Genomic DNA, 19,692 nt, shown 5'->3' with positions numbered 1-19,692 from the left:
GCGCTCAAGAGGCCCCGGGTTTTTTTGTCCCCAGTTGATAGTTTCCAGTTATCGAAAGAGAGTCCCTCATGCTCGACGCAAACACCAAAGCCCAATTGAAGAGTTACCTCGAACGTGCCACGCAGCCGATCGAGATCGTCGCCTCGCTCGACGACAGCAAGGCCTCGGGCGAAGTGTTGTCGCTGCTGAAGGACGTGGCTGAATCGTCCCCGCTGGTCAAGCTGACCGAAAGCCGCGACGACAACCACCGCAAGCCCTCGTTCTCGATCAATCGTCCGAGCGAGAACCACGGCCCGCGCTTTGCCGGCCTGCCCATGGGTCATGAATTCACTTCGCTGATCCTTGCGCTGCTGCAGATCGGCGGCTATCCCCCGAAGGTCGAGCAGGCCGTGCTCGACCAGATCAAGGCGCTCGACGGCGATTTCGAGTTCGAAATCTATGTCTCGCTCACTTGCCACAACTGCCCCGATGTGGTCCAGGCGCTGAACCTGATGGCGGTGCAGAACCCGCGCATCCGCGCCACCATGATCGAAGGCGGCACCTTCCAGGACGAAGTCAAGGAACGCCAGATCATGGCCGTGCCCACCGTGTTCCTGAACGGGACCGAGTTCGGCCAGGGCCGCATGAGCCTGGAAGAAATTCTCGCCAAGATCGACAACAGCGGCGTCGAGCGCGAAGCGAAGAAGATTGCCGGCAAGGAAGCATTCGACGTGCTGATCGTCGGCGGCGGCCCAGCTGGCGCCGCAGCCGCCGTGTACGCAGCGCGCAAGGGCATCCGCACCGGCGTGGCCTCCGAGCGTTTCGGCGGCCAAGTGCTCGACACCATGGGCATCGAGAACTTTATCTCGATCAAGGAAACCGAAGGACCGAAGTTCGCCCATGCCCTCGAGGAGCATGTGCGCGACTACGACGTCGACATCATGAACCTGCAGCGCGCCAAGGCACTGGTGCCGGGCAGCGACCTGATCGAGGTGCAACTCGAAAGCGGCGCCTCGCTCAAGAGCAAGACGGTCATCATTTCGACCGGCGCGCGCTGGCGCAACATCAACGTGCCGGGCGAGCACGAGTTCAAGAACAAGGGCGTGGCTTACTGCCCGCACTGCGACGGCCCGCTGTTCAAGGGCAAGCGCGTTGCTGTCATCGGTGGCGGCAACTCGGGCGTCGAAGCGGCGATCGATCTGGCCGGCATCGTGGGGCACGTCACGCTGATCGAGTTCGACACGCAACTGCGCGCCGACGCCGTGCTGCAGCGCAAGCTCAAGAGCCTGAAGAACGTCGACATCTTCACCAACGCGCAGACCACCGAGATCACCGGCGACCAGAAGGTCAACGGCCTCGTCTTCAAGGATCGCGCGACGGGCGAGCTGAAGAAGGTCGAGCTCGAAGGCGTGTTCATCCAGATCGGACTGGTGCCCAACACCGACTGGCTCAAGGGCACGGTCGAGCTGTCGAAGCACGGCGAGATCATCGTCGACGCCCGCGGCCAGACCTCCGTGCCGGGCGTGTTCGCGGCGGGCGATGCGACCACCGTGCCGTTCAAGCAGATCATCATCGCGGCCGGCGATGGCGCGAAGGCTGCGCTGGGTGCGTTCGATCACCTGATCCGCACATCGGCTCCCGCGTAAGCCGCCGTCGGCCGAGCAAAACGCAAAAAAGATAGCGCTCAGTAGATCAGCCGCTCCGGCCGCAGCTCCTGCAGGATCGTGGTGGCTATCTCCTCGATCGACTTGGTGGTGGTCGAGAGCCATCGGATGCCCGCGCGCCGCATCATCGCCTCGGCCTCGGCCACCTCGTGGCGGCAGTTCTCGATGCTGGCATAGCGCGAATTGGGCCGGCGCTCGTTGCGGATCTCGCTGAGCCGCTCGGGCTGGATGGTCAGGCCGAAGATCTTCTTGCGATGCGGAATCAGGGCCGGCGGGAGCTGGCGGCGGTCGAAATCTTCCGGAATCAGCGGGTAGTTGGCTGCCTTCAGGCCGTGCTGCATCGCCAGGTAGAGCGAAGTCGGCGTCTTGCCGCTGCGGCTCACGCCCACCAGGATCACGTCGGCGCCCTCGAGGTCGCGGTTGCTCTGGCCGTCGTCGTGCTGCAGGCTGAAGTCGATCGCGGCGATGCGGTCGTTGTATTCCTTGCTCTTGCTGACGTCGCTGAAGCGGCCGATGCGGTGGTTCGACTTCACGGCCAGTTCGATTTCCAGGGGGCGCACGAAGGTGCCGAACATGTCCAGCAGCATGCCCTTGCAGCCGGTTTCGATCACTTCCAGCACGTCCATGTTGGCCAGCGTGGTGAAAACGATGGGCCGGGCGCCTTCTATCTCGGCGGTGTGGTTTATCTGCCGCACCGCCTGGTGCGCCTTGTCGACCGTGTCGGTGAAGGGCAGCCGCACGTGGCGCGGCTTCATCTCGAACTGGGCCAGAACGGCATTGCCGAAGGTCTCGGCGGTGATGCCGGTGCCGTCGGAAATGAAGAAAACGGTGCGTGAAGGAATAGTCATGCGGCCTTGTCCTGCGGCGCGGGCAACCTTGCCCCGCCTACAATCCGGGCCATTATCGGGAATCTGCCTTCCCAGCCCAATTCTCTCCATGCACACCGCGCCCGCACCCAAAGCAACGACAACGATCGTGCCGCGCCGTCTGCATGCGGCACCGGTTTCAACTTCTGGAGCTTTCCCATGTCTGCACTTTTCGACGCGACCGCCCTGGTCGTACCGTTTGAAAACCTGAGAATGACCGACGTCGAGGCGGTTGGCGGCAAGAACGCCAGCCTCGGCGAAATGATCTCGCAGCTGCCGCAGGGCGTGCGGGTGCCCACCGGTTTCGCGACCACGGCGCATGCATTCCGCCAGTTCCTGGCCCACGACGGCCTGGCCGACAAGATCAGCAAGCGCCTGGCCGCCCTGAACGTCGACGACGTGCGCGCGCTGGCCGCCGCCGGTGCCGAGATCCGCGGCATGGTCGAGGCCCAGCCGTTCCCGGCCGACCTGCAGAAGGCCATCACCGAAGCCTTCGCCACGCTGAGCGCCGGCAACCCGTCCGCATCGTTCGCCGTGCGTTCTTCCGCCACCGCGGAAGACCTGCCCGACGCTTCCTTCGCGGGCCAGCAGGAAACTTTCCTGAACGTGGTCGGCATCGACGACGTGCTGCACAAGATGAAGGAGGTGTTCGCCTCCCTCTACAACGACCGCGCCATCAGCTACCGCGTGCACAAGGGCTTCGAGCACGACGTGGTCGCGCTGTCGGCCGGCGTGCAGCGCATGGTGCGCTCCGACCTCGGCGCCGCCGGCGTGATGTTCACCATCGACACCGAATCGGGCTTCGAGGACGTGGTCTTCATCACCTCCAGCTACGGCCTGGGCGAGACGGTGGTGCAGGGCGCCGTGAACCCCGACGAGTTCTACGTGCACAAGCCGACCCTGAAGGCCGGCAAGAAGGCCGTGATCCGCCGCAACCTCGGCTCCAAGCTGATCCAGATGGAGTTCGCCACGCCCGAGGAGAAGAAGGCGAGCGGCAAGCTGGTGAAGACCACCGACGTCAAGGCCGAGCAGCGCAACCGCTACTCGCTGACCGATACCGAGGTCGAGCAGCTCGCCAGGTACGCGCTGGTGATCGAAGAGCACTACGGCCGCCCGATGGACATCGAGTGGGGCAAGGACGGCACCGACGGCCAGCTCTACATCCTGCAGGCCCGCCCCGAGACGGTGAAGAGCCAGCAGCAGGGCAAGGCCGAGCAGCGCTACAAGCTGCTGGGCAAGGGCGCGGTGCTGGCCGAAGGCCGCGCCATCGGCCAGAAGATCGGCACCGGCCCCGTGCGGCTGGTGCACAGCATCAGCGAGATGGACCAGGTGCAGGCCGGCGATGTGCTCGTCACCGACATGACCGACCCCAACTGGGAACCGGTGATGAAGCGCGCTTCGGCCATCGTCACCAACCGCGGCGGGCGCACCTGCCACGCGGCCATCATTGCGCGCGAACTGGGCATTCCGGCCGTCGTCGGCTGCGGCGACGCCACCGACCTGCTGAAGGACGGCACGCTGGTCACGGTGAGCTGCGCCGAGGGCGACACCGGCTTCATCTACGACGGCCTGCTCGAAACCGAGGTGACCGAGGTGCAGCGCGGCGTGATGCCCGAGATCGATATCCAGCTGATGATGAACGTGGGCAACCCCCAGCTCGCCTTCGACTTCGCGCAGCTGCCGAACCACGGCGTGGGCCTGGCTCGCCTCGAGTTCATCATCAACAACAACATCGGCGTGCACCCGAAGGCGATCCTCGACTACCCGAACGTCGACAACGACCTGAAGAAGGCCGTCGAGTCGGTGGCGCGCGGCCATGCATCGCCGCGCGCCTTCTACGTCGACAAGGTGGCCGAGGGCATCGCGACCATCGCGGCGGCTTTCTGGCCCAAGAAGGTCATCGTGCGACTGTCGGACTTCAAGTCGAACGAGTACCGCAAGCTGATCGGCGGCAGCCGCTACGAGCCCGAGGAAGAGAACCCGATGCTGGGCTTCCGCGGCGCCGCGCGCTACCTGAGCGCCGACTTCGGCGAGGCCTTCGCCATGGAATGCGAGGCGCTCAAGCGCGTGCGCAACGACATGGGCCTGACCAACGTGCAGATCATGGTGCCCTTCGTGCGCACCCTGGGCCAGGCCGAGCGCGTGACCGGCCTGCTGGCCGAGCACGGCCTGAAGCGCGGCGAGAACGAGCTCAAGCTGATCATGATGTGCGAGGTGCCGAGCAACGCCGTGCTGGCCGACGAGTTCCTCGAGTATTTCGACGGCTTCTCGATCGGCTCGAACGACCTGACCCAGCTCACCCTGGGCCTGGACCGCGACTCGGGCCTCGAGCTGCTGGCCGCCGACTTCGACGAGCGCGACCCGGCCGTCAAGGCGCTGCTGAGCCGCGCCATCAAGGCCTGCAAGGCGCAGGGCAAGTACGTCGGCATCTGCGGCCAGGGCCCCAGCGACCATCCTGATTTCGCGCTGTGGCTGGCGGAGCAGGGCATCGAATCGATCTCGCTGAACCCCGACAGCGTGATCGACACCTGGCAGCAGCTCGCCAGGCGCTGAGGCCGGGCGAGGCTCCTGAATTGCGGAAATCCCCATGGGGGGATTCCCGCGACCCGGGAGTGTGATTGAAACAAATTGCGTATTTGATGCCAGACTCGCGGGACTCACGGGCGTATCCCGGAAGGGAAGACCACCATGATCCTCGTCAAGACAGAAGCAGGCCACCAGGCCCTGAAAGACCGCTCGATCCCGCTGTCGCCACGCCAGCGCTCGGCCTTCATCCTGTTCGACGGCAAGCGTTCGGTCGATGACGTGCTGGCCGCCGGCATGGGGATCGTGCGCCAAGACATCGACCAGATGGTCGCGCTGGGCGTGCTGGAGCCTGCGGCGGGCAGCGCGGCACCTCCCGCTGAAGCGCCGGCTGCCGCCGCGCCTGCCCAGGGCTCTTCCGGGCGCAGCAGGCAGCAGCGCTACAAGGACGCCTATCCCATCGCGACCCAACTGACCGGCAGCCTCGGCCTGAAAGGCTTCCGGCTCAACTTGCAGGTCGAGGGCACGACGAGCTACGAAGACCTGCTGGCGCTGGCCCCGAAGATCCGCGCCGCCGTCGGCGACGAGAAGGCCGCCGCGCTCGACAAGGCGCTCAACGACTGAGAGTCTTGCCGGATCGCGGCGGGGAGGGCTATAATCGCCGGCTTTGCCTTGCCACACTGCGCCCGACGCTGCAGGTGGCTTTTCCTCTTCCTCGGAAGAATCCACAAGGAGTGCCATGCGTCACTACGAAATCATTTTGCTGATCCACCCGGATCAGAGCGAACAAGTTCCGGCCATGCTGGAGCGCTACAAGGGCCTGATCACGGCCGGCGGCGGCAAGGTCCACCGCGTCGAAGACTGGGGCCGCCGTCAGCTGGCCTACCAGATCAACAAGCTCAACAAGGCCCACTACCTGTGCGTCAACATCGAAGCTGAGCAGACCGTGATGGGCGAACTCGAACACGCGTTCAAGTTCAACGACGCCGTTCTGCGTCACCTGACCGTCCAGAAGAAGAAGGCCGAAACCGGTCCTTCGTCGATGATGAAGACGGTCGAGCGCGAAGAAGCTCGCAAGGCCCAGCAGGCCGAATACGCCGCCAACAACAACTGATGGCGTGACTGCCGCCGCTGCGGCAACCGGCGTCAACCAGCTTCTGCTGACCGCCTCCGTTGCCGAACTCGGAACCCTGCGATTCACGCCAGCCGGCTTGCCCGCCATCGACCTGAAGCTCGAACACGAGTCGACGCTCCAGGAGGCAGGAAAGCCCAGGCAGGTGAAGACGGCCCTCAAGGCCGTTGCCTTCGGCGCCATCGCCGAGCGGCTCGCAAGACAGTCGATGGGAAGTCTCTGGCGTTTTCAGGGCTTCCTCGCGACACCGGGCAACGGCAAGCATCCGGTCCTGCACATCCAGGATTTTCAGCAAGATTAATTTTCGACAAGAGGTCCTCAAATGGCCACGTTCAAGAAATTCAACAAAGACAAGCGCCCGAAGCGCAACACCCAGTCGCTGCTGTTCAAGCGCAAGCGCTTCTGCCGCTTCACCGTCGCTGGCGTCGAGGAAATCGACTACAAGGACATCGACACGCTGCGTGACTTCATCAGCGAAAACGGCAAGATCATCCCCGCCCGCCTGACCGGCACCCGCGCGATCTACCAGCGCCAGCTGAACACCGCCATCAAGCGCGCACGCTTCCTGGCCATGGTGCCGTACAGCGACCAGCACCGCGTCTAAGGAGTCGAGAACATGCAAATCATTCTTCTGGACAAGGTTGTCAACGTCGGCGCCCTGGGCGACATCGTCAAGGTCAAGGACGGCTACGCACGCAACTTCCTGATCCCGACGGGCCGCGCACGCCGCGCCACCGCCGCCAACAAGGCCGAATTCGAAGCCAAGCGCGCCGAACTCGAAAAGGCTGCTGCCGCCAAGCTGGCCGAATCGCAAGCTCAAGGCGAAAAGCTCGGTGGCACGACCATCAAGTTGACGCAGAAGGCTGGCGTCGACGGCCGTCTGTTCGGCTCGGTCACCAACGGCGACATCGCTGAAGAACTGGGCAAGCAAGGCTACAAGGTTGCCAAGTCGCAAGTGCGCCTGCCCAACGGTCCGATCAAGATCGTCGGCGACAGCACCGTGAGCGTGGCCCTGCACACCGACGTGGTGGTCGACATCACCGTGACGGTCTACGGCGAAACCGCCTGATCGTTCACAGCGCCTCGTGCGTTGAAACAAGCCGCCTTCGGGCGGCTTTTTTGTTTCCCAGTTCCCCAGGTTTGTTCAGCGACTGTCCACAGGGTTTTGCACAGCACATGCACAGTGTTATGCGTGGCGCCATGGTCGCGGCGCGCGTAGCATGCCTCGTTAACTTTTAAGCTCCCATGTCCGCCGTTTTCTCCTATGCCGACAACGATCCGTCGGCCGACCGCCAAGTCGCCCAACTGCGCATTCCGCCTCACTCCATCGAGGCCGAATCCAGCGTGCTCGGCGGCCTGCTGCTCGACAACGGGGCCTGGGACCGCATGGGTGACCTGCTGGTCGATGGCGACTTCTATCGCCACGAACACAAACTGATCTACGCGGCCATCGGCGGGCTGATCAACGCGAGCAAGCCGGCGGACGTGATCACCGTCTATGAGCAGTTGCAGCACCTCGGCAAGGCCGACGAGATCGGCGGGCTGGTGTACCTGAACTCGCTGGCGCAGTACGTGCCCAGTGCGAGCAACATCCGCCGCTACGCCGAGATCGTGCGCGAGCGCTCCATCCTGCGCAAACTGGTTTCCGCCAGCGACGAGATCGCGACCAACGCCTTCAACCCGCAGGGCAAGCCGGTCGACAAGATCCTCGACGAGGCCGAGCAGAAGATCTTCAACATCGGCGAAGAAGGCACGCGGATGAAGCAGGGCTTCCAGAGCATGGATGCCCTGGTGGTCGACCTGCTCGACCGCGTGACCGAGATGGCCGAGAACCCGAACGACATCACGGGCGTTCGCACCGGCTTCAACGACTTCGACAAGATGACCTCGGGCCTGCAGCCGGGCGACATGATCGTGCTGGCCGCGCGCCCCTCGATGGGCAAGACCTCGCTCGCGATCAACATCGCCGAGCACGTGGCGCTCGACGAAGGCCTGCCGGTGGCCGTGTTCTCCATGGAAATGGGCGCCGCCCAGTTGGCGGTGCGTATCGTGGGCTCCATCGGCCGCATCGACCAGGGTCACCTGCGCACCGGCAAGCTCACCGACGAGGAGTGGCCGCGGCTTACCGAAGCCATCGAGAAGCTGCGCACGGTGTCGCTGCACATCGACGAGACGCCGGGCCTTTCCTCGAGCGAACTGCGCGCCAATGCCCGCCGTTTGGCGCGGCAATACGGACGGCTCGGCCTGATCGTGGTCGACTACCTGCAGCTCATGTCGACCAGCACCTCGGGCGACGAGAACCGCGCCACGGCCGTGGGTGAAATCTCGCGTGGCCTGAAGATGCTGGCCAAGGAGCTGAAGTGCCCGGTGATCGCGCTCTCGCAGCTAAGCCGGGGCGTGGAAAGCCGTACCGACAAGCGTCCCATGATGAGCGACTTGCGCGAATCCGGCGCCATCGAGCAGGACGCGGACATCATCATGTTCATCTACCGCGACGACTACTACAACAAGGAGTCGAAGGAGCCGGGCGTGGCCGAGGTAATCATCAGCAAGCACCGTAACGGCCCGACAGGCACCGTCAAGCTGGCCTTCCTGAAGCCGCTCACCAAGTTCGAGAACCTGGTCGGCTACAGCAACAACGACGAGTACTGATCCGGCGGCGCCGAAGAAGGGCGTTGGTCAGCCCGCGTTGCTGCAGTCGTTGCCATTTCTGCCGGACCACGACGGCTGGCCACCCGGCTTGTGCGGCACCACCTTGCCTTGCGCCGTCTCGGCGTTGACCTGCCGCAGCAGGTCGGCCAGCGTCTTGCCCGCTTCGTCGCGGAAGCGATCGGGCAGCACCTCGATCGCGTCCATGCGATCCAGCCGGAAGCCCCGGAAGTCGTCTCGCAGTTCGCACCATGTCGAGAGCGTCCAGACCTTGCCCCAATAGAAGCAGCCCAGCGGCCGCACCGTGCGCTCGCTGGCGTCGCCCGAGACGTCGCGGTAGTGCAGCCGCAGCTTGTTGTGCGACTGCGTGGCTTCGCGCAGCGTCTGCAGCCGCGCGCGCAGGGTGTCGTCCAGGCCCAAGCCGGGCGCATATAGCGCCAGCGCCTCGGCCGAGACGCGCGCCGCGGGCGGAAGCACCGAGAGGATCTTGCCCAGCCCGGTCTCGATGTCGCGCGCCAGTGCCGGATCGACCCAGCTCTGCGCGAGCCGCGCCGCGGCCACCAGCGCCGCGGCCTCGTCCTGCGTGAACATCAGCGGCGGCAGTTCGAAGCCCGCGCCCAGCCGGTAGCCCACGCCGGCTTCGCCCTCGATGGGGACGCCCTGGTGCTGCAGGTCGGCGATGTCCCGGTACACCGTGCGCTCCGACACCTCGAGGCGTTGCGCCAGGAACGCGGCCGTGGTCAGCCGGCGTCCGCGGATGAGCTGCACGAGTTGGAAGAGGCGGTCGGCGCGGCGCATCAGCGGGTTCCGGTGAGCTTCTTCGCGAAGTCTTCGACGAAATAGCGCTTGCCGCGCTGCACGACCGTGTGGCCTTCGGCTTCGAGCTTCGACATCTGGGCCTCGATGCCGCCGGGGTACTTGGCGTTGAGTTCGCCGTCGACCTTGAGGGTGCGCCACCACGGCGCCGCGTCCTGCGTCTTCGGCCCTTCCTCGGCGGCGTGCGCGACCATGTGCGCGAAGATCGCCGTCGTCACCGTGCAGCCGATGGTGGCCTCATGGCGCAGCGCGATGTCCTCGCCAATGCCCATCACCGTTGCCAGGCGTCCCTCGGGAATGCTGCGCATCGCGGCTTCCACCTCCTGCGGCGAGGGCGTGGCGATGGTTCCCTCGCCATGCCGGGGGCGCATGGCGGCGGGAATCTCCTTGACGCTCGGCAGGTGAGGGTAGCTGGCCAGGCGATCGCGCCAGCTCTTCTTCGTGGTGCTCATGAAACTCCGATGTGGATCGCCACCTTGTCCGGTCCTTCGTAGGCTTCGAAGTCGCTGCGATAGCGGCGCGCAATCCCGGGATGCGCTTCGAAATACTGCCAGATGCGTTCCCAGGTGGCGATCACCATCTGCGGCATCTGGCCCTGGCCGTTGAAGACCAGGTAATCGCCGGCCTCCACCGCAAGGCTGCCTTCGCCGCCCGAGACGGCGACGCCCGCCGTCACGTCGAAGGCGCCATGCGCGTCCGACTCGTAGGCCGAATAGAGGCTGAAGATGCGGGCATCACTGGTGCGTTCCGGCGTCGACGCATAGGTTTCCTCGCCGAAGAAGCGGTCCCACAGCTTGCCGATGCGGGCCGTGGCCGGATCGCTCTCCTCGCGGTTGGTGGTACGGATCGTGAGGCCCGAGACGCGGAATGCATCCTGGTGCTGGCGAACTGGTTCCACGTGATTTCTCCTCAGAACGATAGTGTTTTCAGGTCGGCCTTCATGGCCAGGGCGATCAGTTGCATGTCGGCATCGCTGACGTCGAACATGCCGAAGCGGAACTTGTAGCCCCACTGCTTGGGGTTCTCGATGAAGGCCAGCCGTTCGATCAGCGGGGCGATCGGCGCCTCGTGCCCGGCAGCGTAGACCACGTCGCGCCGCCATGGCACGAAACCGTTGCCCATGTCGAATTCGTAGGGCTCGCCCGGCTGCACGACGCCGATCGACACGAAGCTCTGCAGCTTGTCCGTGCCGCCGAACACCGTGGCCGGCGAATAGTAGGCCACGCGGTCGCCCGCTGAAAGCCGCTTGAGCGGCGCGTGCTTGTCGTGGCCGACCTGCATGAAGCCAAGGGGCCGGTTGTCGCGCCCGCGCCGCGCATGTTCGGCGCTGGCCACGGCGATCCAGTTGCGCTGCGTCATGACAAATCACTCCAGCGAGTGCAGGCCGACTTCGTTGCCCTCGGTGTCGCGCAGATGGGCGATGAAACCCATGCCCGGCGGCAGCGCCGCCTTGGGCGAGGCGATCTGCCCGCCGGCGGCTTCGATTCGGGCGAGCACGGCGTCGATGCCGGGGCCGCAGTCGAGGTAGATGCGGATGCCCGTGCCGGCGCGCGCGCTGCCATTGGCGCCGGCCTGCAGGGCGCCGCCGGTGCCGGGCTTGTCGTGCGGGAAGATGGCCAGCGTCTCGCCGCCGAAGTCCTCGCGGCGCAGCTTGCGGGCGAGCACGGTTTCGTAGAAGGCTTGAGCGCGATCGATGTCGGCGACCGGGATCTCGAACCATGTGATGGCGTTTTGCATACGGGGCTCTCTTTCTTTCGTTGCGTTGGAAGGAGCCCGGATGGTGCTGGCGGCCTACTGACAGCGTCTTGTCAGGAGCCTGTCACCACGGACGAAAAAAAGCCCGCGCTGCTCTGGGAGCATGCGCGGGCTTGTCGGGGCGCCGCCCCGGGGATTCAGAGCACGTCGCTGGCGAAATCGGCCAGGCGCGAGCGTTCTCCGCGCGCCAGCGTGATGTGTCCGCCGTGCGGCCAGCCCTTGAACTTGTCGACCGCGAAGGTCAGGCCCGAGGAGCCTTCAGTCAGGTACGGCGTGTCGATCTGAGCGAGGTTGCCCATGCAGATGATCTTCGTGCCGGGGCCGGCGCGGGTGATCAGCGTCTTCATCTGCTTGGGTGTGAGGTTCTGGGCCTCGTCGATGATCACGTACTTGTTGAGGAAGGTGCGCCCGCGCATGAAATTCATGCTCTTGACCTTGATGCGGCTGCGGATCAGCTCGTTGGTAGCCGCGCGGCCCCACTCGCCGGCGCCGCCGCCGTCGCCCTTGGCCAGGAACTCGAGGTTGTCGTCGAGTGCGCCCATCCAGGGGCCCATCTTTTCCTCTTCGGTGCCGGGCAGGAAGCCGATGTCTTCACCGACGCTCACGGTGGCGCGGGTCATGATGATCTCGGTGTAGCGGCGGTCGTCGAGTACCTGCGTGAGGCCGGAGGCCAGTGCCATCAGGGTCTTGCCGGTGCCGGCGGTGCCGGTCAGCGTGACGAAGTCGATCTCCGGGTCCATCAGCAGGTTCATCGCGAAGTTCTGCTCGCGGTTGCGCGTGTTGACGCCCCAGACCGCGTTCTTGCCCGAGCTGTAGTCCTTGAGCGTCTTGAGCACCGCGGTCTTGTCGCGGATCTCGGTGACGCGGGCGTACATGCTAGGTTCGCCGGGCGCCTCGAAGAAGACGAACTGGTTGATGTACAGGTTGGGCACCAGCGGACCGCTGATCCGGTAGAAGGTGTTGCTGCCGCTTTGCCAGCTTTCGACGGTCTTGCTTTGACGCGTCCAGAAGTCGGCGGGCAGGGCGAGCGAGCCGGCGTAGAGCAGGTCGCCGTCTTCCAGCGTCTTGTCGTTCTGGTAGTCGTCTGCGGCCAGGCCGAGCGCGCGCGCCTTGACGCGCATGTTGATGTCCTTGGACACCAGCACGACTTCCTGCCTGGGGCGGCCCGGGCGGTCCTTGGCGTATTCGTCGCGCAGCGCGTGCACCACGCCGAGGATCTGGTTGTCGGCCTTGCCCTGGGGCAGGCTGATCGGCAGCGAGTAGTCGAGCGGGGCGGTCTGGAAGAACAGCCGGCCGCCGGCCTCGCGGTGGCCGGTGGTGTCGAGCTTCAGGCCCTTGTCGATGTCGGCATCCTGGGCGGCGGCCAGCGCGTCGAGCGTGCGGCTGGTCTGGCGGCCGTTGCGGGCGACTTCGGTCGTGCCCTTCTTGTGGCCATCGAGCTCCTCCAGCACGATCATCGGCAGGAAGATGTCGTGCTCCTCGAAGCGGAACAGGCACATCGGGTCGTGCAGCAGCACGTTCGTGTCGAGCACGAACAGCTTGGCCGGGCCTGTGGACTTGCTGCGCTTGGCGCGCGCGGGCGGCTGTGGCGCTGCAACCTGAGCCGCGGCGGGCTCCGCCGCCGGCACCCTGGTTTCGACCTGGATGAGTGCCTGCGGCTGAGGTGTGCTCACGGGGGCAGGCGCGGCTTTGGATTTGGTCCGGCGTGCCGGACGCGCGGCGGCACCACCGCCAGCGCCTTCGGTGCCGAGGCTGTCGAACAATTCAAGCGGTTGCGGGCTGCGCGCTGCAGCTTCGTCGGCACGCGAATCGCCGGAACGGCGCGAGCCCCGGTGCGAGGACCGGGCGGGCGCATCGAGTGCGTCCGGTGAGAGCAGTGCGGCGCGTTTCGTGGGGGCGGGGGGCAGAGGCATGTGTCAGATCGCTCGCAGGAAGTGGGAACCAGAAAACGAAAAAGCCGCCTGAAGACCAAGGCGGCTTTGTTCGGAGGATGCGGTCGTGGAGCTCAACGGCATGAGGCCATTATGCACACCGCGGAGGATGCGCCAGGAGCTCTTTACGCACCACGTTGGGCATTTCCCACGCCAGGCAGAAAAAGCGCTTGGCGGCTCGCAGGGAGGCTTTCAGGCCGCCTTCTTGAGCGCCTTGACGGCCTTGAGCACGTCGTCGACATGGCCGGGAACCTTGAGCCCGCGCCACTCCGCCTTCAGGATGCCGTCGGCGCCGATCAGGAAGGTGCTGCGCTCGATGCCCTTGACCTTCTTGCCGTACATGATCTTGTTCTTGACCACGCCGAACATGTGGCACATCTTTTCTTCGGTGTCGGCGATGAGTTCGAAGGGCAGCTCGAGCTTAGCCTTGAATTCGTCGTGCGACTTCATGTTGTCGCGGGATACGCCGAAGACCGTGGCGCCGGCTTTTTCGAAATCCTTGTAACGATCGCGGAACTGCATCGCTTCGGTGGTGCAGCCCGGAGTGTTATCTTTCGGGTAAAAATACATGACCAGCACGTGGCCGAGATGCGAGGTGTTCGAGACCTTGATGCCGCCCGTGGCGTTGGCGTCGAATTCAGGAATGGGTTTGTTGACAACGATCGCCATGAAACTTGTTTTCTCCGTTAGATTCCGCTCCTGAGCCCTCTCGCCCCGTTTCGCACCGGGCTTGCTCAAAGAGTGGAGGATTGGTCGTTGCTAACTTTGGGGTAGCCGGCCTGTTCGCAACCCGGCATTTTACCCCGAAAACACCCCCATCAGCCACCCACGGGACTCTCCACAAGGAGGGCGGCGATCACGTGCCGGCCTTCGCCGGCCAGGATGTTGTAGGTCCGGCAGGCTGCCGCGGTGTCCATGGTCTCGACGCCGGTGCGCTGGGCCATCAGCGGCTTCAGCCAGGCTGGTTGGGGGAAGCGGATTCGGTTTCCGCTGCCGAAGATGATCAATTCGGCGCCCAGCGAGGCCAATTGCGCGAAATGTTCGGGGCCGATCTGGTCGAAGCTCGAACAATTCCATTCGAAGCGCTCGCCGCGCGAGCCGACCACTACGCTGCCCTCGACTTTTTCGTTGTTGATCGCCACCCAGCCGGGACCGTGCGCGGTGAGAGACTGAGCGTCTGATTTGTCGGGCTGGAGCTTCATCTGGGCACTGGGAACTGTGGTCAAATTATAGGTTTTCCCTAGTGCCACGGGGCTCGCAAGGGCCTTTGATTCCGCGTAAGCAAACTCTAACCCGCGCCCGGGAGGGCCCTTTGAAGCAGCTCAAGAAATCGGCCAAGCTGGCCAACGTCCTCTATGACATCCGCGGTCCCATCATGGACGCCGCCAAGCAGATGGAAGAGGACGGCCAGAAGATCATCAAGCTCAACATCGGCAACCTGGCCGTGTTCGGTTTCGATGCTCCCGAGGAAATCCAGCAGGACATGATCCGCAACCTGCCCACCTCAGCCGGCTATTCGGACAGCAAGGGCGTCTTCGCGGCACGCAAGGCGGTGATGCACGAGACGCAGAAGCAGGGCATTGCCGGCGTCACCCTCGACGACATCTACCTCGGCAACGGCGCCAGCGAGCTGATCGCCATGTCCACCAACGCACTGCTCAACGACGGCGACGAGCTGCTGCTGCCGGCCCCTGACTACCCGCTGTGGACCGCTTCCACGAGCCTGTCGGGCGGCACGCCGGTGCACTACCTGTGCGACGAGGCCAACGGCTGGATGCCCAACCTCGACGACATCCGCGCCAAGATCACGCCGCGCACCAAGGGCATCGTGGTCATCAACCCGAACAACCCGACCGGCGCGCTGTATTCCGACGACCTGCTCAGGAGCATCGTGGCCATCGCGCGTGAGCACGGCCTCGTGATCTTCGCCGACGAGGTCTACGACAAGGTGCTGTACGACGGCGTGAAGCACACCGCCATCGCCAGCCTGTCGACCGACGTGCTCACGCTGACCTTCAACTCGCTGTCCAAGAGCTACCGCTCGTGCGGCTACCGCGCCGGCTGGCTGGTGGTTTCGGGCGACAAGCGCAGCGCGCAGGACTACATCGAGGGCCTGAACATGCTCTCGAACATGCGCCTGTGCGCCAACGTGCCGGGCCAGTGGGCCATCCAGACAGCGCTGGGCGGCTACCAGAGCATCAACGACCTCGTGTGCGAGGGCGGGCGCCTGCGCCGCCAGCGCGACCTGGCCTACGAACTGATCACCGCCATCCCGGGCGTGAGCTGCGTCAAGCCGAGCGCCGCGCTCTACATGTTCCCCAAGCTCGATCCGGAGGTCTATCCGATCGAGGACGACCGCCAGTTCTTCCTCGAGCTGCTGAAGGAAACCCGCGTGATGCTGGTGCAGGGTACCGGCTTCAACTGGGCCACGCCCGACCACTTCCGCATCGTGTTCCTGCCCCACGAGGACGACCTGCGCGAAGCCATCAACCGCATCGCCAGGTTCCTGGAGCAGTACCGACTGCGCCGCAAGTCGCGCCAATGAACTCTGTCCGCATCGCTGCCGCCGCGGCGCTGTCGTTCGCCGCGTTCTTCGCTGGTGCCGCAGGTGCGGCCGGCAGGGAGGGCGTCTCGTTCTCGCACAACGACTGGGAGCTGGCCTGCGACAACACCCGCACCTGCCGTGCCGCCGGCTACCAGTCCGAAGGTGCGGACATCACGGAGCCGGTGTCGATGCTCATCACGCGCAAGGCTGGCCCGGGCACATCCATCGAGATCGAGCTCCAGACCAGCGGCGAGGCCCCCGCCAAGGGGCCGCTGCGCTTCAAGGTCGGCAAGGCCGCCTTGTCCGGCCTCAAGGACGGCTCCGCCAGCCTCGACCAGGAGCAGGTCCGCGTCGTGCTCCCGGAGCTGCTGAGGAACGACGACGCCACGCTCTCGGACCGCGGCGGGCAGAAGTGGGTTCTTTCGCTCTCCGGCCTCAATGCCGTGCTGCTGAAGATGGACGAGGTCCAGGGCCGCGTCGGCACGCCGGGCGCGCTGGTGCGCCGCGGCGGCAAGCCCGAGTCCTCGGTGCCGCCCCCCGTGCCGGCACCGGTCGTGAAGGTGGTCGTGCCGCCGAAGGCCAGGCCAGGCGACGACGCGCTGGCCGGGCGCATCTTCCCGTCGCTGAAGCAGGACGAGGTCAAGGACGAGTGCAACAACCACGACGACTTCAACGCCAAGTCGCTGAGCGTCACGCGCCTGAGCGATCGCAAGGTGCTGCTGTCCTTCGGCTGTGGCATGGGCGCCTACAACTACTCCAGCCTGCTCTGGATCGCCAACGACAAGCCGCCCTACGCGCCCATCGCCATCGAAGCGAATGGCGATTTCGACGAGAAGGACGCCAGCGTCACTTCCTCCATGAAGGGCCGCGGCGTCGGCGATTGCTGGTCGAGCGAGACCTGGAGCTTCGACGGCAAGGACTTCGTGCGCACCGCCGCCGCGGGCGACGGCATGTGCCGCGGTTTTGCGGGCGGTGCCTGGAGCCTGCCGCGCTATGTCACCCGCGTGGAGCTTTCCGAGCCGTCCGCCATCCCATCCAAACCATGAACGCCATGAGTGCGACTCTCCCAATGAAACCCATCCAAGTAGGCCTGCTCGGGGCAGGCACGGTCGGCAGCGGCACCTTCAAGGTGCTCCAGCGCAACCAGGAAGAAATCAAGCGCCGCGCCGGCCGCGGCATCGAGATCACCATGGTGGCCGACCTCGATACCGCCCGCGCCCGCGAAGTGGCCGGCGAGGGCGTCAAGGTGGTCAGCGATGCGCGCGAAGTCATCGCCAACCCCGAGATCGACATCGTCATCGAGCTCATCGGCGGCTACGGCGTTGCGAAGCAACTGGTGCTCGAAGCCATCGCGGCCGGCAAGCACGTGGTCACGGCCAACAAGGCGCTGCTCGCGGTGCATGGCACCGAGATCTTCGCGGCCGCGCACGCCAAGGGCGTGATGGTGGCCTTCGAAGCCGCGGTGGCCGGCGGCATCCCGATCATCAAGGCGCTGCGCGAAGGCCTCACGGCCAACAGCATCCAGTGGCTGGCCGGCATCATCAACGGCACCACCAACTTCATCCTCTCGGAGATGCGCGACAAGGGCCTGGACTTCGCGACCGTGCTCAAGGAAGCGCAGCGCCTGGGCTATGCAGAAGCCGATCCGACCTTCGACATCGAGGGCGTGGATGCCGGCCACAAGGTCACGCTGATGAGCGCCATCGCCTTCGGCATTCCGGTGCAGTTCGACAAGGCCCACATCGAGGGCATCACCAGGCTGGCCGCGCAGGACATCAAGTACGCCGAACAGCTGGGCTACCGAATCAAGCTGCTGGGCGTGACCAAGCGCACCGCCAAGGGCATCGAGCTGCGCGTGCATCCCTCGCTGGTGCCGTCGAAGCGCCTGCTGGCGAACGTCGAAGGCGCGATGAACGCGGTGGTAGTGCACGGCGACGCCGTGGGCACCACGCTCTACTACGGCAAGGGCGCCGGCAGCGAGCCGACCGCCAGCGCGGTGATCGCCGACCTGGTCGACATCACCCGCCTGCACACCGCTGACGCCGCGCACCGCGTGCCGCACCTGGCCTTCCACCCCGACGCGATGAGCGACCTGCAGGTGCTGCCGATGTCGGAAGTCGTCACCAGCTACTACCTGCGCCTGCGCGTGGCCGACCAGGCCGGCGTGCTCGCCAAGGTGACGGGCCTGCTGGCCACCGCCGGCATCAGCATCGACGCCGTGCTGCAGCGCGAAGCCGACGAAGTGGGCGGCGAAGGTTCCACGCAGACCGACCTGATCATCCTCACGCACGACGCGCGCGAAGGCACCGTCAACGACGTGCTGGCCGAACTGCAGGCGCTGCCGACCGTGCTGGAACCGATCGTGCGCATCCGCAAGGAAGAGCTGTCCTGAGGACGGCGCAAGAGGAATAACGTGAACTACCTGAGCACCCGCGGCCACCCCGACCGCAAGCGCTTCTGCGAAATCCTGCTCGAGGGCCTCGCGCCCGATGGCGGCCTCTACCTGCCCGAGCAATACCCGCAGGTTGACGCCGCCACGCTCGCCAAGTGGCGCAAGCTGCCGTACGCCGAGCTGGCCTTCGAGATCCTCTCGCTCTACATCGACGACATTCCGCCGGCCGACCTGAAGGCGATCTGCGCGAAGACCTATACGGCCGAAGTATTCGGCACCGACGAGATCGTGCCGCTGCGCGAGCTGGAAGACGGCGTGTACCTCGAAGCCCTGTCCAACGGCCCCACGCTGGCCTTCAAGGACATGGCGATGCAGCTGCTGGGCAACCTGTTCGAGTACGAGCTGGCCCGCCGCGGTTCGGAGCTCAACATCCTGGGCGCCACCAGCGGCGACACCGGCAGCGCGGCCGAGTACGCCATGCGCGGCAAGAAGGGCGTGCGTGTCTTCATGACCTCGCCCGACGGCCGCATGAGTCCGTTCCAGCAGGCGCAGATGTTCAGCCTGCAGGACGAGAACATCCACAACATCGCCATCACCGGCGTGTTCGACGACTGCCAAGACATCGTCAAGGCGGTGTCGAACGACCTGGGCTTCAAGCGCAAGTACCGCATCGGCACGGTCAACTCGATCAACTGGGCGCGCCTGCTGGCGCAAGTCGTCTACTACTTCGCGGGCTACTTCCAGGCCACCGCGGGCGACGACAAGCCGGTGAGCTTCACCGTGCCCTCGGGCAACTTCGGCAACGTCTGCGCGGGCCACGTGGCGCGCATGATGGGCCTGCCGATCCACACGCTGGTGGTCGCCACCAACGAGAACGACGTGCTCGACGAGTTCTTCCGCACCGGCGTGTACCGCGTGCGCGCAGCCGTCGACACGCACGAGACCTCCAGCCCGTCGATGGACATCAGCAAGGCCAGCAACTTCGAGCGCTTCGTGTTCGATCTGGTAGGGCGTGACCCCGCCAGGCTGCGCAAGCTGTTCGTGGACGACCTGGGCCTGAATGGCAGCTTCGACCTGAGCGCCGACCCGGCATTCGCGCAGGCTGCCGGACGCTTCGGCTTCCGCAGCGGCCGCAGCACGCACGCCGACCGCCTGGCCACCATTCGCGACACTGAAAAGCGCTTCGCCACGCTGGTCGATCCGCACACCGCCGACGGCCTCAAGGCCGCGCGCGAGCAGCTCACCCCGGGCGTGCCGATGGTGGTGCTCGAAACCGCGCTGCCCATCAAGTTCGCCGCCACGCTGGTCGAGGCGCTTGGCGAAGAGCCCGCGCGGCCGAAGAAGTTCGAAGGCATCGAGGCGCTGCCCAAGCGCGTCGTCAAGCTGCCGGCCGACGCGGAAGCGGTCAAGGCCTACATCGCAGAAAACTGTGACTGACCA

Annotated in this window: 21 protein-coding genes; 12 read left to right on the top strand and 9 right to left on the bottom strand. The window is 65.4% G+C overall.

Annotation, left to right across the window (positions count from 1 at the left end; genetic code table 11):
- Nucleotides 1-68: 68 nt before the first annotated feature.
- The gene (gene ahpF / locus QMO14_RS16195) at nucleotides 69-1,625 is read left to right on the top strand and encodes an alkyl hydroperoxide reductase subunit F (protein WP_301508327.1); all 1,557 of its coding nucleotides are present in this window, start codon (nucleotides 69-71) and stop codon (nucleotides 1,623-1,625) included.
- 38 nt (nucleotides 1,626-1,663) lie between these two features.
- Here ahpF and QMO14_RS16190 read toward each other — a convergent pair whose 3' ends face one another.
- Nucleotides 1,664-2,485, bottom strand: a complete 822-nt coding sequence (locus tag QMO14_RS16190) for a pyruvate, water dikinase regulatory protein (RefSeq protein ID WP_301508339.1) — start codon at nucleotides 2,483-2,485, stop codon at nucleotides 1,664-1,666.
- A 183-nt stretch (nucleotides 2,486-2,668) separates the two neighbouring features.
- On the opposite strand from QMO14_RS16190, the gene ppsA reads away from it, so the two are divergent.
- The 7 genes from ppsA to dnaB all read left to right on the top strand — a co-directional run bounded on the left by ppsA (nucleotide 2,669) and on the right by dnaB (nucleotide 8,816).
- Nucleotides 2,669-5,062 carry a phosphoenolpyruvate synthase gene (gene ppsA / locus QMO14_RS16185; protein ID WP_301508326.1) on the top strand — a complete coding sequence of 798 codons (2,394 nt, stop codon included), beginning with the start codon at nucleotides 2,669-2,671 and terminating at the stop codon, nucleotides 5,060-5,062.
- 135 nt (nucleotides 5,063-5,197) lie between these two features.
- Nucleotides 5,198-5,656: a hypothetical protein gene (locus tag QMO14_RS16180; protein ID WP_301508325.1), complete on the top strand. Its 459-nt coding sequence runs from the start codon at nucleotides 5,198-5,200 to the stop codon at nucleotides 5,654-5,656.
- A gap of 115 nt (nucleotides 5,657-5,771) precedes the next feature.
- Nucleotides 5,772-6,146 (top strand): 30S ribosomal protein S6, encoded by a 375-nt coding sequence (rpsF, locus tag QMO14_RS16175; protein WP_019655917.1) that lies wholly within the window; start codon nucleotides 5,772-5,774, stop codon nucleotides 6,144-6,146.
- Between the two features lie 4 nt (nucleotides 6,147-6,150).
- Nucleotides 6,151-6,465: a primosomal replication protein N gene (gene priB, locus QMO14_RS16170; protein WP_093203337.1), complete on the top strand. Its 315-nt coding sequence runs from the start codon at nucleotides 6,151-6,153 to the stop codon at nucleotides 6,463-6,465.
- A gap of 21 nt (nucleotides 6,466-6,486) precedes the next feature.
- Entirely contained in the window at nucleotides 6,487-6,768 is a 282-nt protein-coding gene (gene rpsR / locus QMO14_RS16165) for a 30S ribosomal protein S18 (RefSeq protein ID WP_007830781.1), read from the top strand.
- A 12-nt stretch (nucleotides 6,769-6,780) separates the two neighbouring features.
- On the top strand, nucleotides 6,781-7,233 hold the full coding sequence (gene rplI / locus QMO14_RS16160) for a 50S ribosomal protein L9 (protein WP_176666988.1): 453 nt from the start codon (nucleotides 6,781-6,783) through the stop codon (nucleotides 7,231-7,233).
- Between the two features lie 176 nt (nucleotides 7,234-7,409).
- Entirely contained in the window at nucleotides 7,410-8,816 is a 1,407-nt protein-coding gene (gene dnaB / locus QMO14_RS16155; RefSeq protein WP_301508317.1) for a replicative DNA helicase, read from the top strand.
- A 27-nt stretch (nucleotides 8,817-8,843) separates the two neighbouring features.
- On the opposite strand, the gene QMO14_RS16150 is transcribed toward dnaB, so the two are convergent.
- The 8 genes from QMO14_RS16150 to QMO14_RS16115 form a co-directional block, all read right to left on the bottom strand.
- Entirely contained in the window at nucleotides 8,844-9,611 is a 768-nt protein-coding gene (locus QMO14_RS16150) for a YafY family protein (protein ID WP_301508316.1), read from the bottom strand.
- Nucleotides 9,611-10,081 carry an MGMT family protein gene (locus QMO14_RS16145; RefSeq protein ID WP_301508315.1) on the bottom strand — a complete coding sequence of 157 codons (471 nt, stop codon included), beginning with the start codon at nucleotides 10,079-10,081 and terminating at the stop codon, nucleotides 9,611-9,613. The genes QMO14_RS16150 and QMO14_RS16145 overlap by 1 nt, the downstream gene beginning before the upstream one ends.
- Entirely contained in the window at nucleotides 10,078-10,527 is a 450-nt protein-coding gene (locus tag QMO14_RS16140; RefSeq protein ID WP_301508314.1) for a GyrI-like domain-containing protein, read from the bottom strand. The genes QMO14_RS16145 and QMO14_RS16140 overlap by 4 nt, the downstream gene beginning before the upstream one ends.
- An 11-nt stretch (nucleotides 10,528-10,538) precedes the next feature.
- Nucleotides 10,539-10,988, bottom strand: coding sequence for an EVE domain-containing protein (locus tag QMO14_RS16135; protein WP_301508313.1), 450 nt, complete (start codon nucleotides 10,986-10,988; stop codon nucleotides 10,539-10,541).
- A 6-nt stretch (nucleotides 10,989-10,994) separates the two neighbouring features.
- On the bottom strand, nucleotides 10,995-11,366 hold the full coding sequence (locus QMO14_RS16130; protein ID WP_301508312.1) for a VOC family protein: 372 nt from the start codon (nucleotides 11,364-11,366) through the stop codon (nucleotides 10,995-10,997).
- 155 nt (nucleotides 11,367-11,521) lie between these two features.
- Complete coding sequence (locus QMO14_RS16125) at nucleotides 11,522-13,297, bottom strand: PhoH family protein (protein WP_301508311.1); 1,776 nt, start codon at nucleotides 13,295-13,297, stop codon at nucleotides 11,522-11,524.
- Nucleotides 13,298-13,507: 210 nt separating this feature from the next.
- Complete coding sequence (locus tag QMO14_RS16120; protein WP_019655927.1) at nucleotides 13,508-13,984, bottom strand: peroxiredoxin; 477 nt, start codon at nucleotides 13,982-13,984, stop codon at nucleotides 13,508-13,510.
- Between the two features lie 149 nt (nucleotides 13,985-14,133).
- Nucleotides 14,134-14,517 (bottom strand): Mth938-like domain-containing protein, encoded by a 384-nt coding sequence (locus tag QMO14_RS16115; RefSeq protein WP_301508310.1) that lies wholly within the window; start codon nucleotides 14,515-14,517, stop codon nucleotides 14,134-14,136.
- 110 nt (nucleotides 14,518-14,627) lie between these two features.
- On the opposite strand from QMO14_RS16115, the gene QMO14_RS16110 reads away from it, so the two are divergent.
- From QMO14_RS16110 to thrC, 4 genes are read left to right on the top strand one after another with little or no spacing between them, the layout of a single operon-like run.
- Entirely contained in the window at nucleotides 14,628-15,860 is a 1,233-nt protein-coding gene (locus QMO14_RS16110) for a pyridoxal phosphate-dependent aminotransferase (RefSeq protein ID WP_301508309.1), read from the top strand.
- On the top strand, nucleotides 15,857-16,906 hold the full coding sequence (locus QMO14_RS16105; protein ID WP_301508308.1) for a DUF1176 domain-containing protein: 1,050 nt from the start codon (nucleotides 15,857-15,859) through the stop codon (nucleotides 16,904-16,906). Before QMO14_RS16110 ends, QMO14_RS16105 begins: the two co-directional genes overlap by 4 nt.
- A 23-nt stretch (nucleotides 16,907-16,929) precedes the next feature.
- Nucleotides 16,930-18,252: a homoserine dehydrogenase gene (locus QMO14_RS16100; protein ID WP_301508307.1), complete on the top strand. Its 1,323-nt coding sequence runs from the start codon at nucleotides 16,930-16,932 to the stop codon at nucleotides 18,250-18,252.
- Between the two features lie 21 nt (nucleotides 18,253-18,273).
- Nucleotides 18,274-19,689: a threonine synthase gene (gene thrC / locus QMO14_RS16095; RefSeq protein WP_301508306.1), complete on the top strand. Its 1,416-nt coding sequence runs from the start codon at nucleotides 18,274-18,276 to the stop codon at nucleotides 19,687-19,689.
- The last annotated feature ends 3 nt before the right edge of the window (nucleotides 19,690-19,692 follow it).

Origin of the sequence: Variovorax sp. CAN15 (assembly GCF_030462475.1) — a bacterium.
Classification (GTDB): Bacteria; Pseudomonadota; Gammaproteobacteria; order Burkholderiales; family Burkholderiaceae_C; genus Variovorax.
The sequence above is the reverse complement of the archived record's forward strand: the minus strand, read 5'-3'. Positions and strand labels throughout refer to the sequence as shown.